Annotated in this window: 17 protein-coding genes; 16 read left to right on the top strand and 1 reads right to left on the bottom strand. The window is 70.4% G+C overall.

The genetic code is table 11. From position 1 onward, the window contains the following. Nucleotides 1-283: 283 nt before the first annotated feature. The 4 genes from AB0B64_RS47000 to AB0B64_RS46985 all read left to right on the top strand — a co-directional run bounded on the left by AB0B64_RS47000 (nt 284) and on the right by AB0B64_RS46985 (nt 4,308). The gene (locus AB0B64_RS47000) at nt 284-1,570 is read left to right on the top strand and encodes a S1 family peptidase (protein WP_357960679.1); all 1,287 of its coding nucleotides are present in this window, start codon (nt 284-286) and stop codon (nt 1,568-1,570) included. Nucleotides 1,571-1,650: 80 nt separating this feature from the next. Next, the gene (locus tag AB0B64_RS46995; protein ID WP_358190306.1) at nt 1,651-2,547 is read left to right on the top strand and encodes a LysR family transcriptional regulator; all 897 of its coding nucleotides are present in this window, start codon (nt 1,651-1,653) and stop codon (nt 2,545-2,547) included. Between the two features lie 76 nt (nt 2,548-2,623). Beyond that, nucleotides 2,624-3,499: an alpha/beta fold hydrolase gene (locus tag AB0B64_RS46990; protein ID WP_358190297.1), complete on the top strand. Its 876-nt coding sequence runs from the start codon at nt 2,624-2,626 to the stop codon at nt 3,497-3,499. Then, nucleotides 3,496-4,308 carry an LLM class flavin-dependent oxidoreductase gene (locus tag AB0B64_RS46985; protein WP_357960688.1) on the top strand — a complete coding sequence of 271 codons (813 nt, stop codon included), beginning with the start codon at nt 3,496-3,498 and terminating at the stop codon, nt 4,306-4,308. Before AB0B64_RS46990 ends, AB0B64_RS46985 begins: the two co-directional genes overlap by 4 nt. 4 nt (nt 4,309-4,312) lie before the next feature. Here AB0B64_RS46985 and AB0B64_RS46980 read toward each other — a convergent pair whose 3' ends face one another. Further along, a complete protein-coding gene (locus AB0B64_RS46980) occupies nt 4,313-5,353 on the bottom strand; it encodes an NAD(P)-dependent alcohol dehydrogenase (protein ID WP_357960691.1) in 1,041 nt (346 codons plus the stop codon). 210 nt (nt 5,354-5,563) lie between these two features. On the opposite strand from AB0B64_RS46980, the gene AB0B64_RS46975 reads away from it, so the two are divergent. The 12 genes from AB0B64_RS46975 (at nt 5,564) to AB0B64_RS46920 (ending at nt 18,259) form a co-directional block, all read left to right on the top strand. Beyond that, entirely contained in the window at nt 5,564-6,433 is an 870-nt protein-coding gene (locus tag AB0B64_RS46975) for a branched-chain amino acid ABC transporter permease (protein WP_358190271.1), read from the top strand. Nucleotides 6,434-6,443: 10 nt separating this feature from the next. Next, a complete protein-coding gene (locus tag AB0B64_RS46970; protein ID WP_358190261.1) occupies nt 6,444-8,993 on the top strand; it encodes an ATP-binding cassette domain-containing protein in 2,550 nt (849 codons plus the stop codon). Beyond that, nucleotides 8,993-10,117 (top strand): acyl-CoA dehydrogenase family protein, encoded by a 1,125-nt coding sequence (locus tag AB0B64_RS46965; RefSeq protein ID WP_358190248.1) that lies wholly within the window; start codon nt 8,993-8,995, stop codon nt 10,115-10,117. The genes AB0B64_RS46970 and AB0B64_RS46965 overlap by 1 nt, the downstream gene beginning before the upstream one ends. Before the next feature lie 85 nt (nt 10,118-10,202). Beyond that, nucleotides 10,203-10,991: an enoyl-CoA hydratase/isomerase family protein gene (locus AB0B64_RS46960; protein ID WP_357960703.1), complete on the top strand. Its 789-nt coding sequence runs from the start codon at nt 10,203-10,205 to the stop codon at nt 10,989-10,991. A 12-nt stretch (nt 10,992-11,003) separates the two neighbouring features. Then, nucleotides 11,004-11,357 (top strand): OB-fold domain-containing protein, encoded by a 354-nt coding sequence (locus AB0B64_RS46955; protein WP_358190532.1) that lies wholly within the window; start codon nt 11,004-11,006, stop codon nt 11,355-11,357. Beyond that, a complete protein-coding gene (locus AB0B64_RS46950; protein WP_358190235.1) occupies nt 11,354-12,499 on the top strand; it encodes a thiolase family protein in 1,146 nt (381 codons plus the stop codon). Before AB0B64_RS46955 ends, AB0B64_RS46950 begins: the two co-directional genes overlap by 4 nt. Nucleotides 12,500-12,521: 22 nt before the next feature. Next, nucleotides 12,522-13,724, top strand: coding sequence for an acyl-CoA dehydrogenase family protein (locus tag AB0B64_RS46945; protein ID WP_358190230.1), 1,203 nt, complete (start codon nt 12,522-12,524; stop codon nt 13,722-13,724). Further along, a complete protein-coding gene (locus AB0B64_RS46940) occupies nt 13,721-14,686 on the top strand; it encodes a phosphotransferase family protein (protein WP_358190221.1) in 966 nt (321 codons plus the stop codon). Before AB0B64_RS46945 ends, AB0B64_RS46940 begins: the two co-directional genes overlap by 4 nt. Further along, on the top strand, nt 14,687-15,904 hold the full coding sequence (locus AB0B64_RS46935; RefSeq protein ID WP_357960716.1) for an acyl-CoA dehydrogenase family protein: 1,218 nt from the start codon (nt 14,687-14,689) through the stop codon (nt 15,902-15,904). Beyond that, nucleotides 15,901-16,671, top strand: coding sequence for an SDR family oxidoreductase (locus AB0B64_RS46930; RefSeq protein ID WP_357960719.1), 771 nt, complete (start codon nt 15,901-15,903; stop codon nt 16,669-16,671). Before AB0B64_RS46935 ends, AB0B64_RS46930 begins: the two co-directional genes overlap by 4 nt. Further along, nucleotides 16,668-17,420 carry an SDR family oxidoreductase gene (locus tag AB0B64_RS46925; RefSeq protein WP_357960721.1) on the top strand — a complete coding sequence of 251 codons (753 nt, stop codon included), beginning with the start codon at nt 16,668-16,670 and terminating at the stop codon, nt 17,418-17,420. The genes AB0B64_RS46930 and AB0B64_RS46925 overlap by 4 nt, the downstream gene beginning before the upstream one ends. Then, the gene (locus AB0B64_RS46920; protein WP_358190199.1) at nt 17,417-18,259 is read left to right on the top strand and encodes an enoyl-CoA hydratase/isomerase family protein; all 843 of its coding nucleotides are present in this window, start codon (nt 17,417-17,419) and stop codon (nt 18,257-18,259) included. Before AB0B64_RS46925 ends, AB0B64_RS46920 begins: the two co-directional genes overlap by 4 nt. Nucleotides 18,260-18,283: the final 24 nt, after the last annotated feature.

Genomic DNA, 18,283 nt, shown 5'->3' with positions numbered 1-18,283 from the left:
AGGCTCAATCCGGCGACGTCCGCATCTTCGCGATCCCGCCGCTCTGAGGCGGTGACTGCGGGCGATCGTGCGCAGCGCCGGCGAGCCTGGCCCACGACGACGTGGCGGCTGCCTTCTCCTCGGGCCGCTCATGCTGCTCCATACCGCCCTCTTCCTCAGTAGAGGCTGGGCGGGGTGACGGATACAGCACCCGTGAAGTATCCATCCACTTCGAATCCACAGCCTCCTGACAAAGTCGACGCGAAGGAATTGAGTTTCCAGGACAGAGAAAGGTACGACCCGCGTGCGAAGAAGAGCGAGCTGGAGACTGGCCACGGCATTCAGCCTGGTCGTCGTCGCCGGCCTGGTAGCCGTTCCTGATACGGCGCTGGCGGCTCCCGCCATCCGGCTGTCCGCCCCCGCGAAGTTACGGGTGGCGGACGTTCCCGGTTCCGTCGACTACCTGACGAAGAAATACGGCGTCAGTGTCGACGAGGCGATGCGTCGGCTGGAGTTGCAGCGAACCTCGGGGGCTCTGCACACCGTGCTCACCCGCGACTACGCCGACTCCTATGCGGGGTCCTGGATCGACCAGGAGAACGGTGGTGTGCTGGTCATCGCGAGTACCGCCGCCGAGGCGCTGGTCCCCGCGCTGAGCGCGATCCCGGACCGGAGCCACGTCCGCGTCGCGGCCGTGCGGCACTCCCTCAAGGAGCTGAAGGCGAAGGCCGCCGACGTCGGTGCCCGTCTCGGGCTCACGCCCGAGCAGGCGCCGGTGATCAACGAGGAGAAGAACCGCGTCGAACTGCACAACCAGGCCGCGGCCGCGGTACGCGGTTCGGCCAGCCGGCTCGCCACAGCCGGCGACCTGGACGTTACCGTGATCGATCCGCCGACCATCACACTCCAGCGGGGTCCGTGCGAGATCCAGGCGTGTTTCCCCCCGATGCGCGGCGGCTTGCGGCTGGACCTCTACGACGTGAACTACTACAAGCTCGCGGGCGACTTCTGCACCAGCGGCTTCAATGTGAAGGGCTCGAACGGGTGGAAGTACACGCTTACGGCGGGACATTGTCTCACGGGTGAGAGCTATTACACGAAGCACACGGACGTGTTCGTCGGCCGCCGCGAAGCCTCGACCAGCAACTCGGAATATCCGGCGGATGGAGCGCTCATGCCGTTCGTCACCAGGGGCTTCACGGAATACGTGAAAACCTGGGCGAAATGGCCGTATAACACGGTGATCCACTACAGCACCAAGGCATTCCCGATATTCGGAATGTGGGCGTATAACGACGTCCGTGTCGGCTGGGTGGTGTGTTCGACCGGCGCGCGGTCGAACAACACCAGGTGCGGCGACATCACGAAAAAGGATGGAGGCTTCCAGTCGAACATCTGCACCCAGTCCGGAGACAGCGGCAGCCCGCTCTACAGTGAGGTCGACAACAAGGCCTACGGGATCCTGCACGGGTCTTCGGGGCTGGGCTGTTGGACCGGTAAAACGTCGTACTGGTCGTCGCTGACGTACATCTTCAATATGGCGAAGAAATCCGGTCTTACCTTCGAGCTGGTCACCGACCCCGACCCGTAACAACAGGCCGCGCGCCTCGAAACATTAGGGGGAGCGATTATTTCCTCTCAGGTCGATCGCTGTTCGCTATGCTCGACGTCATGGCTGACGTCGAGCTACGCCACCTGAGGACCATGGCTGCCATAGCCGAGGAAGGAACATTCGGGCGGGCAGCGCTCCGGCTTGGCTACACCCAATCGTCGGTGAGCCAGCAGATCGCCGCGCTGGAGAAGGCCGTCGGTGGCGCCGTCTTCGATCGGCCTGGAGGTCCCAGGCCGGTACGAATCACTCGCCTTGGCGAGGTGGTCCTGGCCCACGGGCGCGATCTGCTCACGCAAGCGGAGGCGCTGGCCGACGCCGTCGATCGCTTCAGGGCGGGTAGCGGCCGGATCGACATCGGCACCTTTCAGGGCGCGACCAACCTGATCCTGCCGGCCGTCGTGCGCCGGCTGCTGAGCGAGCACCCCGGCTGCGACATCAGGCTTTCCGAGGTGGAACCGGAGGATCCACAGATCGGGGATCTTGACCTGTTGTTCCACTACGGCCGGATCGAAGGCGACGTCGAGCACGTCGAACTGCTCGACGAGCCGTATCTCCTGGTGGCCGGCGCCGGCGCGTTCCCCGATGGTCCAGTGCGGGTGGAGCTGCTCGACGACGCTCCGATGGTCGCCTGGCCTCCCACCTATCACCAAACATGGCTGGAGCGGGAGCTGGCCGGCACCGGCGCGCGGCCACGGATCGTGTTCCGCACCGCCGGCCACGAAACCATCGTGTCGATGGTGCGGGCGGGCATAGGGTCGGCGGTGCTGCCGTGGCTCGCCCTTCACGGATCCGATGCCTGGTCCGACGACCGGCTCAGCATCCACCAACTGCGACCATCGCCCGCCACCACGTGGTATCTGTACTGGCCGGCCGGCCGCACCCAGTCGCCGCTCGCAGCCCGAGCCATCGCCATCGCCGTCGAAGGCGCAAAAGAGCTGGCCAGCCAGATTGCGTGACCATCGCTACAGGCGATCAAATTGATCGATAATTATCGCTTTTCACGATGGAGTCGCGGTATTTAGCCTTCCAGGCATGAACGCTCATCAATCCCATGGCGAGCAGCTCCTGTCGATCAACGGCGTCGAGCTGTGCGTGGAGACCTTCGGAGACCGCGCGAGCTCGGCGATCATGTTGGTGGCCGGGGCGGCCGCCTCGATGCTGTGGTGGGACGCCGAACTGTGCGAACGCATCGCCGCCCGTGGCCGGTTCGTGGTCCGGTACGACCATCGAGACACCGGCCGGTCGACCTGCCACCCGCCGGGACAGCCCACCTATTCCCTCACCGACCTGGCCCTGGATGTGCTCGGGATTCAGGACGCCCTGGGCATCGAACGCGCCCACGTGGTCTGTCAGTCGATGTCCGGCGGGGTCGGACTCATTCTCGGTGTGGACCATCCCGATCGGGTCGCGTCGCTGACGTTCGTCTCGACCTCGACCGGGGCCGACGACCTGCCGCCGCCCTCGAGCGATCTGGCCATGCCGGCCGAGCCGGATTCCTTCGACGCGGCCGCGCTCGTCGAGTACGTGGTCGCCGGCGCGAGGGCCTGCGCCGGTGGCTCGCCGTACTTCGACGAGGCCGCGATCCGCGCGTTGGCCGAACGTGACGTGGCGCGTGCCAGGAACTACGCCTCGACGCTGGCCAATCACTACGCCATCGAGTTCGACGAGCCGGCCCAAGGCGGCTTCGGCGACATCGCGGCGCCGACGCTCGTGGCCCACGGCGACCACGACCCACTCCTGCCGCTGCCGCACGGCAAGGCGCTCCGCGACGCCATCCCCGGCGCCGAGCTGCTGGTCCTGGAAGGGGCCGGACACGATCTGCCGCGCCCGGTATGGGATGACCTCGTGTCGGCCCTGGTACGGCACACAGAACCCCCGGTACGGCGCACGGAAGAAGGCCGCTCATGAACCGGCTGCGATCGGCGCTCTGGCTGCCGCTCTTCGACGACCTCGCCGACCCGCGAGCGGTCGCGCGCCTTGCCGCCGACGCGGAGGAAGCCGGCTGGGACGGCTGCTTCGTATGGGATCAGCTGTGCTGGCGAGCGCCGGTCCGGCAGGTCGCTGATCCGTGGATCGCGCTGGCGGCGATCGCGATGGCGACCGAGCGGCTGCGGCTCGGCCCGATGGTGTCGCCGCTTCCCCGTCGACGGCCGGCCAAGGTCGCCCGCGAGACCGCGACGCTGGATCGGCTCAGCGACGGCCGCCTGACCCTCGGCGTCGGCCTTGGCGGAGACCGTTTCGCCGGCGAGCTGTCCAAGACCGGCGAGCAACTCGACGATCGGCGGCGCGGACAGATGCTCGACGAGTCCTTGGCCATCCTGGCCGCCGCCTGGTCCGGCGAGCCGGTGCGCCATCGCGGCGAGCACTACACCGTCGACGACATCGCGTTCCTGCCGCGGCCGGTTCAGCGGCCCGGCGTGCCGGTGTGGGCCGCCGGATTCCCGGGCAACGCCAAGCCGATCCGCCGCGCCGCCCGGCTCGATGGCTTCTTTCCGGTCAATCTCGAGCACCCCGACCAGTTCGCCGAGGTCGTCGCCGCCCTCACCGAACTGCGCCATGGTGAGATGGCCTCGTACGACATCGCCGTCGGTCTGCCGCACGGCGTCGATCCGGAGCCGTACGCGAAGGCCGGTGCGACCTGGTGGCTGCCGGAGTTCGAACCGGGCGTACGGCTCGACGTCGTGCGTGGCGTACTCCGCGATGGCCCGGCAGGGTGACGCGTCAGTCGGGCGTCAGGACGGCGCGTCCCCTGAGCTCTCCGGCGCGCAGGCGGGTCAGCGCCTCATGGGCGGCGGACAGCGGAAACCGCTCGACCTCGACGTGCAACGCCCCGGAGCGGGCGAGGGCGATCACCTCCGCGAGTTCGGGCAGGGCGCCCCAGAACGGCAGTGAGATCCGGCCGCCCGGGGGCAGCGGGCCCGGTTTGCGGACGGTCAGGTGCCCGCCGCCGTTGCCCACGATGGCGAGATCACCGCCGGCGCGCAGGCTGGCGGCGGCCAGATCGACCGTCGATTGGCTGCCCGCGAAGTCGAGCACGACGTCAACGCCGCTGCCGCCGCTCGCCGCGCGCAGGACGCGGCCGGTGTCCGGCGAAAGGCGGGTGCTCAGGTGGGCGCCGCACCTGTCGGCGACGGCCAGGGCCTCCTCGCGCACGTCGACGGCGAACACCCGGCTCGGCGTCAACGCGCGCAGGATCTGAATGGCCAGGTGCCCGAGGCCGCCGACACCGATCACGGCGACCGTCGATTCGTCGTCCAAGGACGCCCGGCACCGCTGGATGGCGTGATACGGCGTCAGGCCGGCATCGGACAGCGGGGCGGCCTGCACAGGATCCAATTCGCCGATCGGCTGGAGGTGGCGGGCCGCCGGCACGAGGACGAAGTCGGCCATCCCGCCGTCGCGGCCCAGCCCCATCCCGGCCCACGGCAGGTCCGCTCGGCGGTCGCAGTAGTTCTCCCGGCCCGCCACGCAGCGTCGGCATTCGCCGCAGCCCCAGGGGCCGTACACCACGTACCGCTCGCCGACGGTGATCCCGGTGACGGCCGAGCCCACCGCCGCGACCCGGCCGGCGACCTCATGGCCGAGGGTGAACGGCGCAGGGAAGGGCATGTCACCCGGACCCGCGTCGAGAACGTGCAGGTCGGAGTGGCAGATTCCGGCGGCTTCCACGCGCAGGAGGACCTCGAGCTCTCGCGGGGCCGGCTGGTCGACGTCGGTGAGGACGGGCGGCAGGCCCCAGCCCGGCAGCCGGAGCGCTCTCACCGCGCCGTCCGATGCGCCGGGAGGCGGATCTCGGCTTTTGTCATGGTCGGCACCAGCATGGCGACACAGTAGCAAACTGAAGTTGGTTCAGTATCGAAGGCGACCCCCTTGCTCGAGGGTGGCTCGTCGTCTAAGGTTCTCGAACTGAGTTCATTTTGGGTGACAGGGCGCGGAGCGCGTGAGCCGCCCTGCGAGAGAGTGACGGTCGGAATGGATCAATTCCTGCTCGTCCTGGTAAGCGGCGTCGCCAGCGGCGCGATCTACGGTTTGATGGGCCTCGGCCTAGTGATCATCTACCGGGCGACGGACGTGGTGAACTTCGCCCTCGCCGCCCTGGCCACGCTGGGACTCTACGCCGCGATCACGTTCCGTGACAGCGGCCTCGCGATGATCCTTTGCGTGCTCGCCGCGATCGCCGTGACCGCGCTGGCCGGGGTGGTCGCCCGAGAGGTGGTGATCCGGCCGCTCGGTCAGGGACAGTTGTTCTCCGCGCTCGTGGTGACGATGGGTGTCTCGCTCATCGTCGAGAGCGTGGTGGACTCGATCTGGGGCACCCAGCCGAAGACCTTTCCCAGCCTGGTGGACGGCACCGTCCGATGGGGTGACGCGGCGCTGCCGGCGCAGAGCCTGGTGACCATCGGCATCGCGGCGGTGGCGATGGCGGCCGTCGCCTTCCTGTTCGGCCGCACCACGCTGGGGTCGGCGATGCGGGCCGTCGCCGAGTCCGCGGACACCGCCCAGCTCATCGGCATCAGCGCGCAACGCGTCGCGCGGATCGCCTGGGCACTCGGCCTCGCTCTGGCCGCCCTCGCCGCCTGCCTCTACGCGCCCAGGTCGGGGCTGGTGCCCACGGTCCTGGCCGCGCCGCTGTTCCGCGCGTTCGCCGGGATCTTCCTCGGCGGGCTCACGAGCATGTACGGAGCCGTCATCGGAGGTCTGACCGTCGGGGTACTGGAGAACCTCGCGGCCAGCTACGTCTCGGCCAGCTTCCGCGACACCTTCGTGTTCTCCTTCACCGTCCTCGTGTTGCTGATCCGCCCGCAGGGCCTGTTCGGCACACGCACCTTCCAGCGGGTCTGAGGAGCAGCGCATGGTATTCACCCGCTCGAATCTCGCGTGGGCCGCGCTCGGCCCGGTCGCCGGGCTGGCCCTCGTCGCGCTGATGCAGTCCGGGGCGATCCCCGCCTATCAGGCCTATTCGGTCGGGCTCGCCGCGGTCTACGCGATCGTCGTCCTCTCGGTCGGCCTGCTGGCCGGCTGGTCGGGGGTGTGGTCCGTGGGCCATCCCGCGTTCGTCGCCGTGGGCGCCTACTTCGCGGCGTACGGCGGTGCGCACCAGTGGCCGCTGGAGTGGGTGATCGTGGGGGCGATCGGGTCGTGCGCGTTGATGGGCGCCTTCCTCGGGTACGCCGGCGCCAGGTTCTCGGTGCTCTACATCGCCCTGCTGACGTTGGCGTTCAGCCTGGTGTCCCTCGAGGTGATCAACCGATGGACCAGCGTGACCGGCGGCGACCAGGGCGTGGCGGTGGCCCCGCTTGACAGTGTGTTCGGCGCGGTCCCGAGTGGCGGCAGCGAGGCCCAGTATCTCGCCGTCCTCGTGGCGGGAGCGGTGTTCGCGGTCGCGGTCTTCGCCAGGTCGACCGCGCTGCGCATGCGGCTGGTCGCCGCGAAGGCACACCCGCTGGTCGCCCGTTCGGTGGGCATCGTGCCCGAGGCGCAGACCGCTCTGTCGTTCGCGGTCAGCGCGGCGTTCACCGGCTTGGCCGGCGTGCTGCTGGGCCTGATCACCGGCTTCGTCAGCCCTGATACGTTCTCGCTGAACTTCGGTGTCACCATCATCGCGGCCTGCGTGCTCGGTGGCGTCGGCTCGGTGTTCGGCGCTGTGGTGGGCGGGGTCTACCTGGTGTGGGTTCCGACGGTGGCCGACGCCGTGTCGGTGCCGCAGCCAGTGGTGCAGGGCGTTCTGCTGATCGCCGCGCTGATCTTCCTCCCCGGTGGAGTGGTCCCGTTCCTGGGCTCGCTGGTACGAAGGGCGCTGGGCAGGCGAGCCCCTGGCCCTCTCGACGGCGAGCATCACGTCAGCGCGACGGCCGCCGACAGCGGGGACGGTGCTCCCGCCACCCCGGCCAGGGACCGGCCGGCCGCGGACGAGGTGGCGCCGTTGCTGGTCGTCGATGGCCTGTCCGTGCGATTCGGCGGTCTCAACGCCCTTGAGAGCGCCTCGCTCGACGTACGGCCCGGCGAGGTGCTCGCCATCATCGGCCCGAACGGCGCCGGCAAGACCACGCTGCTCAACGCCGTCTCAGGGCTCATCGGCGGCGCGCGGATCAGCGGCGCGGTCGACTACGCGGGTGTGAACCTGATGGGGACGAGGGCCACCGCACGGCGCCGGCTGGGAATCGCCCGCACCTTCCAGCACGCGGAGACCTTCTCGGAGCTCACGGTCGCGGAGAACGTGCTGTGCACCAAGCGCTGGGTCGGCACGGCGGACCGCACCCGGGCCGATGAACTGCTCGCCTTCACCGGACTGGCCGACGTGGCCGACCGTTACCCGGTCGAACTGCCGTTCGGGCTGCAGAAGCGCCTGGACCTGGCCCGGGCGATCGCCGAAGAGCCGAAGCTGCTGATCCTGGACGAACCGTTCGGCGGCCTGGACGCCACAGAGCGGCAACTGGCCGCCCAGCAGATCGTCCGCCTGCGTGCGCTGGGCGCCGCCGTCGTGATCATCGATCACGTTCTGGACGACCTCTTCGCCGTCGCCGACCGGGTGGTCGCCTTCGACTTCGGCAAGCCGATCGGTTCCGGCGAGCCGGGCGCCATTCTGGCGGACCCGAAAGTGCGCTCGTCGTACCTCGGCCTGACCGCCACGCGCGCCGAGTTGCCGGCCCGCGCCGACGAGACCGTCGCCATCGCCCTGCGCGACGTCAGCCACCACTACGGCGGTGTCGCCGCCCTGCACGACGTCCACCTGGACATCGGCAAGGGCGCGGTCATCGGCGTCGTCGGGGCGAACGGCGCGGGCAAGAGCACGCTCGGCAAGATCATTCATGGCTCGCTGCGCCCGTCGTCGGGGCAGGTGCGGATCGGCGAGCCTGGTGCCCCTCCGGTCCGCGGCAGCCTGGTCCCCGAAGGTCGTGCCCTCTTCAAGACCTTGTCGTTGCGGGAGAACCTCGAAGTGGCCGGTTACGCCGCAGGCGTCCATGGATCGGCTCTGCGTACCCGCCTCGACGAGACCGCCACGTGGCTGCCGGAGCGACTGCGCGGCCGCCTGTCGGTGGCCGCGGCGGGGCTGAGCGGAGGAGAGCAGCAGATCCTGGCCATCGCACGGGCCCTCATGGCCCGGCCGGACGTGCTGATCCTCGACGAGCCCGCGCTGGGGCTGGCGCCGGCCCTGGTCGACGAGGTGTACGCCCGGATCGAACAGCTCGCCCGCGAGGGGATGACGATCGTGCTCCTGGAGCAACTGCTGAGCAGGGCGCTCACCTCCTGCCATGAGGTGGTGGTGCTGCACGAGGGCCGGGTGGCCGCGCGCGGAGACGCGTCGGACCCCTCGTTCGCCGAGACCGCGGAGCTGGCCTACTTCGGTGGGGAGGCCGCGACCTTGCTCAAGCTACGCGACGTGAACGAACTGGAGGCCTGATGCTCGACGTCGATCCGGCGCTGCTCGGCGACACCGATGAACGCAAGCAGCTACGGGAGGTTCTGCGCGACTTCTTCACCGAGGCCGCCGCGTCGGAAGACGTACGCGAGCACCTGGCGACCGGCCGCGGACACGACGCGTCGCTGTGGGCGCGGATGGCCACGGAGCTCGGCGTCCAGGGCCTGGCGATACCGGAGGAGTACGGCGGGTCGGGCTTCTCGTTCGCGGAGCTCGCGGTGGTCTTCGAGGAGGCGGGGCGGGCGTTGCTGTGCGCCCCCTTGCTCTCCACCACCGTGCTCGCGACCTATGCCCTGTTGCTCGGCGGAGATCGCGAAGCCTGCGCCCGCTACCTTCCCGGCATCGCCGCGGGCACCCTCACCGCGACGGTCGCGGGCTTCGGCGACGACGGCGGCGGGCTACGAGCCACGCCAGGGAAGGGCGGGTGGGTCGGCAACGGGGCGGCCGACTTCGTGCTCGACGGGTGCGGGGCCGACCTGATCCTCGTCGCGGCGCGGACCGCCGATGGAGCCGGTCTCTTCGCGTGCGAGCGTGGCGCGGAAGGCGTCACCCGGACGGCCCGGACGGTTCTGGACGGTACCCGGCCCCAGGCCCTGGTCACCTTCGCGGACACTCCTTTCGTACCGATCGGGCAGCCGGGGAACGCCGCCGCGATCACCGGGCGGGTGCTCGACATCGGGCGGGCCGCGCTGGCCGCCGAGCAGGTCGGCGGGAGCGCGCACGCGCTCGACGCGAGCGTGTCGTACGTGCTGCAGCGCCGTCAGTTCGGCCGGCAGATCGGCTCGTTCCAGGCGATCAAGCATCGGCTGGCCGACCTGCTGGTCGAGATCGAGGCGGCACGTTCGGCCGCGGTCTACGCGGTGGCGTGCGTCACCGTCTCGTCGCCGGATCTGCCGGTGGCGGCCAGTACGGCGAAGGTGGTCTGCTCCGGCGTGTACAGCCGGGCGACGGCCGAATACGTGCAACTGCACGGCGGGATCGGGTTCACTTGGGAGCACCCCGCCCATCTTTATCTACGCCGCGCCCGAGCGGCGGAAGTGTTGTTCGGCACGGCCGGTGACCACCGGGCACGACTGGGCGGTCTGCTCGGCCTGAACGTGGTCTGACAGGCGATATTTCGCACAATCCCGGCTATTGACAGGGCAGCAGGCGGCCCATAGAACTGTACTGAATTCAGTTCAAGGAGGAACGTTGACGGTAGACGAAGAGATCCAGTTCGAGCGCGATGGCAACGTCGCGAGAGTCTGGCTCAACCGCCCGTGGAAGAAGAACTGCGTAACCCTGCCGATACTCAAGCGGCTCGACGAGATCATCACCGAGGTCGACGCCGACCCCGAACTGCGTGTCCTGGTGCTGCGCGGCCGGGGCGGCACGTTCTGCTCGGGCTTCGATCTCGACGAGTTGCAGGCCGACTACATCGGCAGCAGCACGGCCATGGACGTGGCGGTCATCTCGGCGAAGGTCTGCGACCGGCTGTACTCGATGAGCACCCCCTCGGTGGCGGTGCTGGAGGGTCATGTCACGGCCGGCGGGTTCGAGCTGATGATCTCCTGTGACTTCGCGATCGCCGCGGACGACGCCAAGATCGGGGACTTCCACATCCGCCGGGCTCTGTTCGGCGGCGCGGGGCCGATCTACCGGGTGCCCCGCATGATCGGCATCCGCAAGACCAAGGAGCTGATGCTCACCGGCAAGCTGCTGACCGGCGTCGAGGCGGCCGACTTCGACCTGATCAACAAGTCGGCACCCGCAGAGGAACTCGATGCCACGGTCGACGAGTTCATCAGCCACCTGACCGACAAGAGTCCCTTCCAGATGCGGATCACCAAGATGACCATCGACCGCAGCCTGGAGGCCGACATCCAGTCGCTGATGGTGATGGAGCACCTGGCCGTCGGCGTGACGCTCAACTCCCAGGACGCCGCCGAGGGCGTGGCCGCGTTCCTGGAGAAGCGCGAGCCGAAGTGGAAGGGTCGCTGACCGGTGTCGACGATGGCGCAGGCCGGTCTGCGGGGCTCGCGGTGCGGTGAGTGCGCGGTGACGGTCTACCCGGCCGACGACGCCTGTCCGCGATGCGGGCGGGCGACGTCCGAGGTGACGCTGTCCTCGGCGGGGGAGCTGTGGACGTGGACGGTTCAGCGGTTCGCCCCGAAATCACCCCCGTACGCGCCGCCGCCGGAGGGCTTCCGGCCTTTCGCCGTGGGGTATGTGGAGCTGCCGGAGGGCGTCCGCGTCGCGGCGGTGCTCGACGTCGGCGACCTCGACTCGATCCGGATCGGCATGCCGCTGCGGATCGAGCCCGCCACCGGAGTGCCGCGCGCTGTCCCGATCGAAGGCGCCCGATGACGGACGTCCTGATCGCCGGTGCCGGCATGTCGCCCTTCGGGCGCACCGAGCACACGACCGGCCGCCAGCATGCCGTGCACGCGGTGAACGCCGCGCTCGCCGACGCCGGGATCGCGTGGTCACGGGTGGGAGCGGCGTTCGGCGGCAGCGACGCCGCCGGGCTGGCCGACACCCTGGTGGCCCAGCTCGGCCTGACCGGCCTGCCGTTCGTCAACGTCAAGAACGGCTGCGCGACGGGCGGCAGCGCCCTGGTGTCGGCGGTGAACGCCATCCGCGGCGGCATGGCCGACGTGGTGCTGGCCGTCGGGTTCGACAAGCACCCACGGGGCGCCTTCGACCCGATGCCGGCCGACTGGGGCCTGGACGAGGCATACGGGCGCGACGGGCTGATGGTCACCACCCAGTTCTTCGGCATGAAGATCCGCCGCTACATGCACGATCACGGGATCAGCTCCCGTACGCTCGCGCTGGTCGCGGAGAAGGCCTACCGCAACGGCGCCCGCAACCCCAACGCCTGGCGGCGCACGCCGATGACCGCCGCCGAGATCCTCGCCTCTGGCCTGGTCAGCGACCCGCTGACCCGCTACATGTTCTGCTCTCCGGGAGAAGGCGCGGCCGCGCTGGTGCTGTGCGGCGCCTCGGTGGCCGGGGAACTGGCGAGCGTCCCGGTGACCCTGCGATCGGCGGTCGTGCGCTCTCGCCGCTTCGGCTCGTTCGAGGTCTTCAGCCCGTGGATCGCCGGCGGCGAGCTGAGCAGCGTGACCAGGGACGCCGCGGCGGCGGCGTTCGAAGCGGCCGGCGTCGCCCCCGGCGACGTCGATGTGTGTCAGCTGCAGGACACCGAGAGCGGTGCCGAGGTGATGCACATGGCCGAGTGCGGGTTCTGCGAGGACGGTGAGCAGGAGAAACTGATCGCCTCCCGCGCCACCGAGATCGGCGGCTCGTTGCCGGTCAACACCGACGGCGGCTGCATCGCCAACGGTGAGCCCATCGGCGCGTCGGGTCTGCGTCAGGTCTGCGAGGTGGTCCGGCAACTGCGCGGACAGGCCGGAGACCGGCAGGTGCCCGGCCGGCCGAGAGTCGGATTCACCCACGTGTACGGCGCCCCGGGCGTAAGCGCCTGCACGGTGCTGTCCCGATAGAGGACTTCCGATAGAGGAACTGATGAGCGATAGTCCGGTACCTGAGAAGTTCAGGGCAGAGGCCCGCGACTGGCTCGCGTCGGTCGCCCGGCCGCGGCAGGCCAACGGTGCCTGGGGCACCGGTGACGACTCGGTCGCGGTCTTCGAGAACTGGTCCGAAGAGGAGGAGCGCGAGCACACCGAACGGATCCGGGCCTGGGAGGTGACCCGGTTCGACGCGGGCTGGGGCGCGCTGAGCTGGCCGGCGGAGTTCGGCGGACGCGGCCTGCCCGTGTTCTACGAGCAGCTCTACCGGCAGGAGGAGGCCGCCTTCGACGTCCCGCGCCGCACCGAGATCTTCCCGGTCACCCAGCAACTGGTGGCCCCGGCCGTCCGGATCTGGGGCACGCCGGAGCAGCGGGAGCGCTGGATCAGGCCGATGCTGCGCGCGGATGAGCTGGCCTGCCAGCTGTTCTCCGAGACCGAGGCCGGGTCCGATCTGGCCGCGGTCCGTACGCGGGCGGTTCGCGACGGCGACACCTGGGTGCTCGACGGGCACAAGGTGTGGACCTCGGGGGCGACGGTCGCGTCCTGGGGCGTGGCCGTCTGCCGTACCGACCCTGACGTGCGCAAACACGCGGGCATCACCGTGTTCATGGTGCCGATGGACGCCCCGGGCGTCACCATTCGCCCCATCCGGCAGATGACCGGCGGGATCAGCTTCAACGAGGTCTACCTCGACGGTGTCGTGGTACCCGACACCGATCGGCTGGGCCCCGTCGGCGAGGGATGGCGGGTCACCCTGACGGTGCTGGCCGCCGAACGGCTCGACTCCGGCGCCCTCGGCCTGGACAACGCCGACCGCGCCGTCGAGCTGGCCCGGCACCTGCCGCGGCCACTCACCGGCCACGAGCAGAACCTCGCGGCCGACCTGTACGTTCGCACGCTCGTCCAGCGCCTCATCGGCCTGCGCGTGACCGCGGCGCTGGTCTCCGGCCGCGAACCGGGCGCCGAGGCGTCGGTGGGCAAGCTCTACGCCACCGAGACCATGCGCCGCACCAGCGACCTGGTCCTGCAACTCCTCGGGCCGCGCCTGGTCGCCGACACCGGAGAGTGGGGCACCTTCGCCTGGACCGAGCATCTGCTGGGCGCGCCCGGCTACAGCATCGCCGGCGGGACCGACGAGATCCAGCGCACCATCCTGTCCGAGCGGGTGCTCGGCCTGCCCAAGGAGCCCGTACGATGACCGCCGAGCTCGCTTCGCCAGACCTGGCCGACCGGGTCGCCGGCGCGTTCCCCGGGCAGCGGGTGGGCCCGCTGGAGACGCTCGCCGGCGGCCACTCCGGACTCACGTACGTGGTCACGGTGGGAGAGCGCAAGCACGTCGTCAAGGCGGTCCCGCCCGCCGAACGGCCGGTGGGCCGCAACGACATGCTCCGCCAGGCCCGGGTGCTCCAGGCGCTGGCCGGCACGGCGGTGCCCGTCCCGGAGGTGGTGGCGGTCGACGAGCGGCAACCGGCCTGGTTCGCCATGGAGTTCGTCCCCGGTGAGGCCGCGGAACCGGTGCTCGACGAGCACGATCTCACTCCGGAGCTGGCCCGCGCCCGCATGCTGGAAGCCGCCCGTGTCCTGCGGCGGCTGCACGACCTCGACGTCGCCTCCCTGACGTTGGACGCGCCACCGCCTCGCGACGCGGTCGCCGAGCTCGGCCAGTGGAGCCGCACGATGCGCGCCGTTCCCGCCGAGCTGCGCCCCGGATCCGACGGCCTGCTCCACCGGCTCGCCCGGGATGTGCCCGCCGATCTGCCACCGGTCCTGGTGCACGGCGACTTCCGGCTCGGCAACGTGCTGTACCGGGCGCGGGAGGCGGCGGCCGTCGTCGACTGGGAGATCTGGAGCGTCGGCGACCCGCGTACGGACCTGGCCTGGTTCCTGCTGTTCGCCGACCACCGCAACTTCCCCGCGCTGGGCAGAGAAGTGCCCGGGCTGCCCACCGAGGCGGAGTTGCTGGAGGCCTACCTCGCGGGCGCCGCGCCGCTGCCCCGCTTCGACTGGTTCCGCGCGCTCGGCCGGATGAAGATGGCCGCGATCATGGGCCACAACCTGCGGCGGCACCGCGAGGGCCGGATCCACGACCCCGACCAGGAACGCCTGCCGCCGACCATCGCCGCCATGATCCGCACAGCGCACGACTTTCTAGGGACATAAGTGGATTTCGCCTACTCGCCCCGCGCACGCGAGCTCCAGACCCGGATGCGGTCCTTCATGGAGCAGCACGTCTACCCCGCCGAACCCGTCTACGACCGGCAGCTCGCCACCGCCGGCGACCCGCACGCCCTGCCTCCCGTGATGCTCGAACTCAAGGAAAAGGCTCGCGCCGAGGGCCTGTGGAACCTGTTCATGTCCCACGGCGACTGGGGCGCCAACCTGACGAACCTGGAGTACGCGCCACTCGCCGAACTGGCCGGCGGCTGCGTCTTCGGGCCGGAAGTGTTCAACTGCTCCGCCCCGGACACCGGGAACATGGAGCTGCTGGCCCTGTTCGGCACCCCCGAGCAGCAGGAGCGGTGGCTGCGCCCGCTGCTGGCGGCCGAGATACGGTCATGCTTCGCCATGACCGAGCCCGACGTGGCCAGCTCCGACCCCCGGAACCTCCGTACCAGGATCACCCGCGACGGCGACAGCTACCTGGTCAACGGCCACAAGTGGTACACCTCCGGCATTCTCGACCCGGACTGCAAGCTGATCATCCTCATGGGGGTGACCGACCCGGACGCCGACCCGTACCGGCGCCAGAGCATGTTGCTCGTCCCCCGGGACACCCCCGGCATCACGGTGCTGCGGGACCTGCCCATGTTCGGCTACACCGACCGGCTCGGGCACGGTGACGTGCTCTTCGAGGACGTACGCGTACCCGCCGCCAACCTGCTCGGCGGCGAGGGCGACGGCTTCGCGCTCGCTCAGGGACGGCTCGGACCAGGCCGGATGCACTACGCCATGCGCGCGGTCGGGTTCGCCGAACGGGCCCTCGCGCTCATGTGCCGTCGCGTGCTCGACCGCGAGGCGTTCGGCGGCCCGCTGGCCGACCAGGGCGTCGTACGGGAATGGATCGGGCGCAGCCGCATCGAGGTCGAACAGGTGCGGCTGCTGGTGCTCAAGTCCGCGTGGCTGATGGACACCGTCGGCAACTCCGCGGCCCGTATGGAGGTCGCGGCCATCAAGGTGGCGGCTCTGGAGACGGCGCACCGGGTGGTGGACCGGGCCGTCCAGGCGTTCGGCGCCGCCGGGGTCAGCGACGACACCGTCCTGGCCCGGCTGTTCGCGATCACCAGGGCGCTGCGCATCGCCGACGGGCCCGACGAGGTCCACCTGCGTACCGTCGCCCGCCAGGAACTGGCCAAGTACCGAAAGAAGGGGGCGGCATGAACGTGCTCGACGGCCGGACAGCGGTGATCACCGGTGGGTCCCGCGGCATCGGGCTGGCCATCGCGCACGCCTACCGGGCCGCGGGAGCGCACGTGGTCATCGCCGCGCGCAAGGCGGAGGGGCTGGCCGGCGCACGTGCCGAGTTGCTGCGCACCGAAGCGGGCGGAGGTGTGCACACCGTCGTGGCCAACGCCGGCGAGCCGGAGCAGGCACAGCGCTGTATCGACGAGACGATGGAGCGCTTCGGCCGGGTGGACGTCCTGGTCAACAACGCCGCCACCAACCCGTACCACGGCGACCTGCTCGACCTCGACCTGCCCCGCGCGGAGAAGACGGTGCGGGTCAACCAGTACGGGATGATCGCCTGGACCCGCTGCGCCTGGAACGCCTCGATGGCCGAGCACGGAGGCGCCGTCATCAACATCGCGTCGGTGGGCGGGCTGATCGTCGACCCGCACATCGGCTACTACAACGCCACCAAGGCCGCCATGATCCATATGACCAGGCAGCTCGCCTACGAGCTCGGCCCCAAGGCGCGCGTCAACGCGATCGCACCGGGACTGATCAAGACCGAGCTGGCGCGGGCCGTCTGGGAGGCACGCGAGCCCATTCTCACCGCGAAGCTGCCGCTGCGGCGGCTGGGCACGCCCGAGGACGTGGCGAGCGCGGCGCTCTTCCTGGCCTCGGACGCCTCGTCCTGGATCACCGGCCAGACCCTCGTCATCGACGGGGGCGCGCTGGCCCTGCCGATCGGGGTCGACGAGTGATCGACCACCTGTTCTCCCTGAGCGGGCGGACGGCCGTGGTCACCGGGGCCTCCTCCGGACTCGGGGCCCGCTTCGCGGCGGTCCTGGCCGCGTCCGGGGCGACCGTGTTCGCGGCGGCCAGGCGGGCCGACCGGCTGGCGGAGCTGGCGGCCGGTGATCCCCGTATCCACCCGGTGGCGTGTGACGTCAGCCGCGAGGACGATCGCGAACGGCTCGTCGCGACCGCCGTGGCGGAGACCGGCCGGTTCGACGTCCTGATCAACAACGCCGGCGTCGCGGGCGGAACCCGCGCCGAGGACGAGAGTTCGCAGGACTTCGCTGACGTTCTCGCCGTGAACCTGGTCGCCCCGTTCCATCTGGCCCGCCTCATGGCCACGGCGTCCGGCACCGGCCGCAGCATCGTGAACGTCGCCTCCATCCTGGGCCTGGTGTCGGCGGCCCCGATGGGCGGCGCGAGCTACGCGGCCTCCAAGGCGGGGCTGGTGGGACTGACCCGTGAGCTGGCCGGCCAGTGGGGTCAGGCGGGCGTGCGGGTCAACGCGCTGGCGCCGGGCTGGTTCCGATCCGAGATGACCGAGGAGCTGTTCGCCGACGCCCGGTCCAGTCGGTGGGTCGAGAAGAACACGATGCTGGGCCGTGGCGGGGACCCCGCCGAGCTCGACGGCGCTCTGCTCTTCCTCGCCTCGGACGCCTCGTCGTACTGCACCGGACAGGTTCTGGTCGTCGACGGCGGCTGGACGGCGCGATGAGCGTCGGCGAGAAGAGTGTCGGGGAGAAGAGTGTCGGGGAGAAGAGTGTCACGGTGGAGGTCCTGGACGGGGTGGCGGACGTCGTCCTGTGCCGGGGCGAGCGCGGCAACGCCATCTCTCTGGGTCTGGCACGCGAGCTGCGGGACGCCGCCCAGGTCTGCCTGAGCGAGAACGTCCGGGCGGTCCTGCTGCGCGGCGCGGGGCGATCCTTCTGTGTCGGCGGCGACCTGCGCGAGTTCTCCGGTCTGCGGGGGAGAGCGCTGGAGGAGCACCTGATCGAGGTGACCGACGCGCTGCACGGAGCGTTGCGGATCTTCGCCACGATGGACGCGCCGCTCGTCGCGCAGGTGCAGGGGGCGGTCGCGGGCGCCGGAGTCGGACTGGCCGCCGCCGCGGACCTCACCATCGCGGCGGACGACGCGACGTTCACGCTCGCCTACACCGGCATCGGCTACTCGCCCGACGCCGGGGTGACCTGGTCGCTGCCCCGGCTGGTCGGTCCCAAGCGGGCGCTGGAACTGCTGCTCACCAACCGCCGCATCACCGCGCGGGAAGCGGCCGGCATGGGGCTCGTGACGACCGTGGTGAGCGCCGAGCGGCTGCCGGCAGAAGCTCGGCGGTTGGCCGCCACGCTCGCGCGGGGGGCGACCGGGGCCTTCGGCGCGACTCGGCGGCTGGTGTCCGACGCGCTGTCCAGTGACCTCGACGCGCACCTGGACCGTGAGGCCCGCGCTCTCGCCTCGGCGGCGACCTCCCCCGAAGGGGAGGAGGGCGTGGCCGCCTTCCTGGGCAAGCGCCCCGCTCGCTTCTCGGGCGGCACCGAGCAGCGCGGCTTGTGACCCAGGCCGCCATACCTTTCCCTT

Source organism: Nonomuraea sp. NPDC049129, assembly GCF_040648495.1.
In the GTDB taxonomy this organism is placed as follows: domain Bacteria; phylum Actinomycetota; class Actinomycetes; order Streptosporangiales; family Streptosporangiaceae; genus Nonomuraea.
This window is presented reverse-complemented; position numbering and strand designations above follow the sequence as displayed.

Excerpts from the sequence above, each read along its gene's own strand:
- AB0B64_RS46995 (WP_358190306.1), top strand. The coding sequence starts at position 1,651 with ATGGCTGACGTCGAGCTACGCCACCTGAGGACCATGGCTGCCATAGCC.
- AB0B64_RS46990 (WP_358190297.1), top strand. The coding sequence starts at position 2,624 with ATGAACGCTCATCAATCCCATGGCGAGCAGCTCCTGTCGATCAACGGC.
- AB0B64_RS46985 (WP_357960688.1), top strand. The coding sequence starts at position 3,496 with ATGAACCGGCTGCGATCGGCGCTCTGGCTGCCGCTCTTCGACGACCTC.
- AB0B64_RS46975 (WP_358190271.1), top strand. The coding sequence starts at position 5,564 with ATGGATCAATTCCTGCTCGTCCTGGTAAGCGGCGTCGCCAGCGGCGCG.
- AB0B64_RS46970 (WP_358190261.1), top strand. The coding sequence starts at position 6,444 with ATGGTATTCACCCGCTCGAATCTCGCGTGGGCCGCGCTCGGCCCGGTC.
- AB0B64_RS46965 (WP_358190248.1), top strand. The coding sequence starts at position 8,993 with ATGCTCGACGTCGATCCGGCGCTGCTCGGCGACACCGATGAACGCAAG.
- AB0B64_RS46955 (WP_358190532.1), top strand. The coding sequence starts at position 11,004 with ATGGCGCAGGCCGGTCTGCGGGGCTCGCGGTGCGGTGAGTGCGCGGTG.
- AB0B64_RS46950 (WP_358190235.1), top strand. The coding sequence starts at position 11,354 with ATGACGGACGTCCTGATCGCCGGTGCCGGCATGTCGCCCTTCGGGCGC.
- AB0B64_RS46945 (WP_358190230.1), top strand. The coding sequence starts at position 12,522 with ATGAGCGATAGTCCGGTACCTGAGAAGTTCAGGGCAGAGGCCCGCGAC.
- AB0B64_RS46940 (WP_358190221.1), top strand. The coding sequence starts at position 13,721 with ATGACCGCCGAGCTCGCTTCGCCAGACCTGGCCGACCGGGTCGCCGGC.
- AB0B64_RS46930 (WP_357960719.1), top strand. The coding sequence starts at position 15,901 with ATGAACGTGCTCGACGGCCGGACAGCGGTGATCACCGGTGGGTCCCGC.
- AB0B64_RS46920 (WP_358190199.1), top strand. The coding sequence starts at position 17,417 with ATGAGCGTCGGCGAGAAGAGTGTCGGGGAGAAGAGTGTCGGGGAGAAG.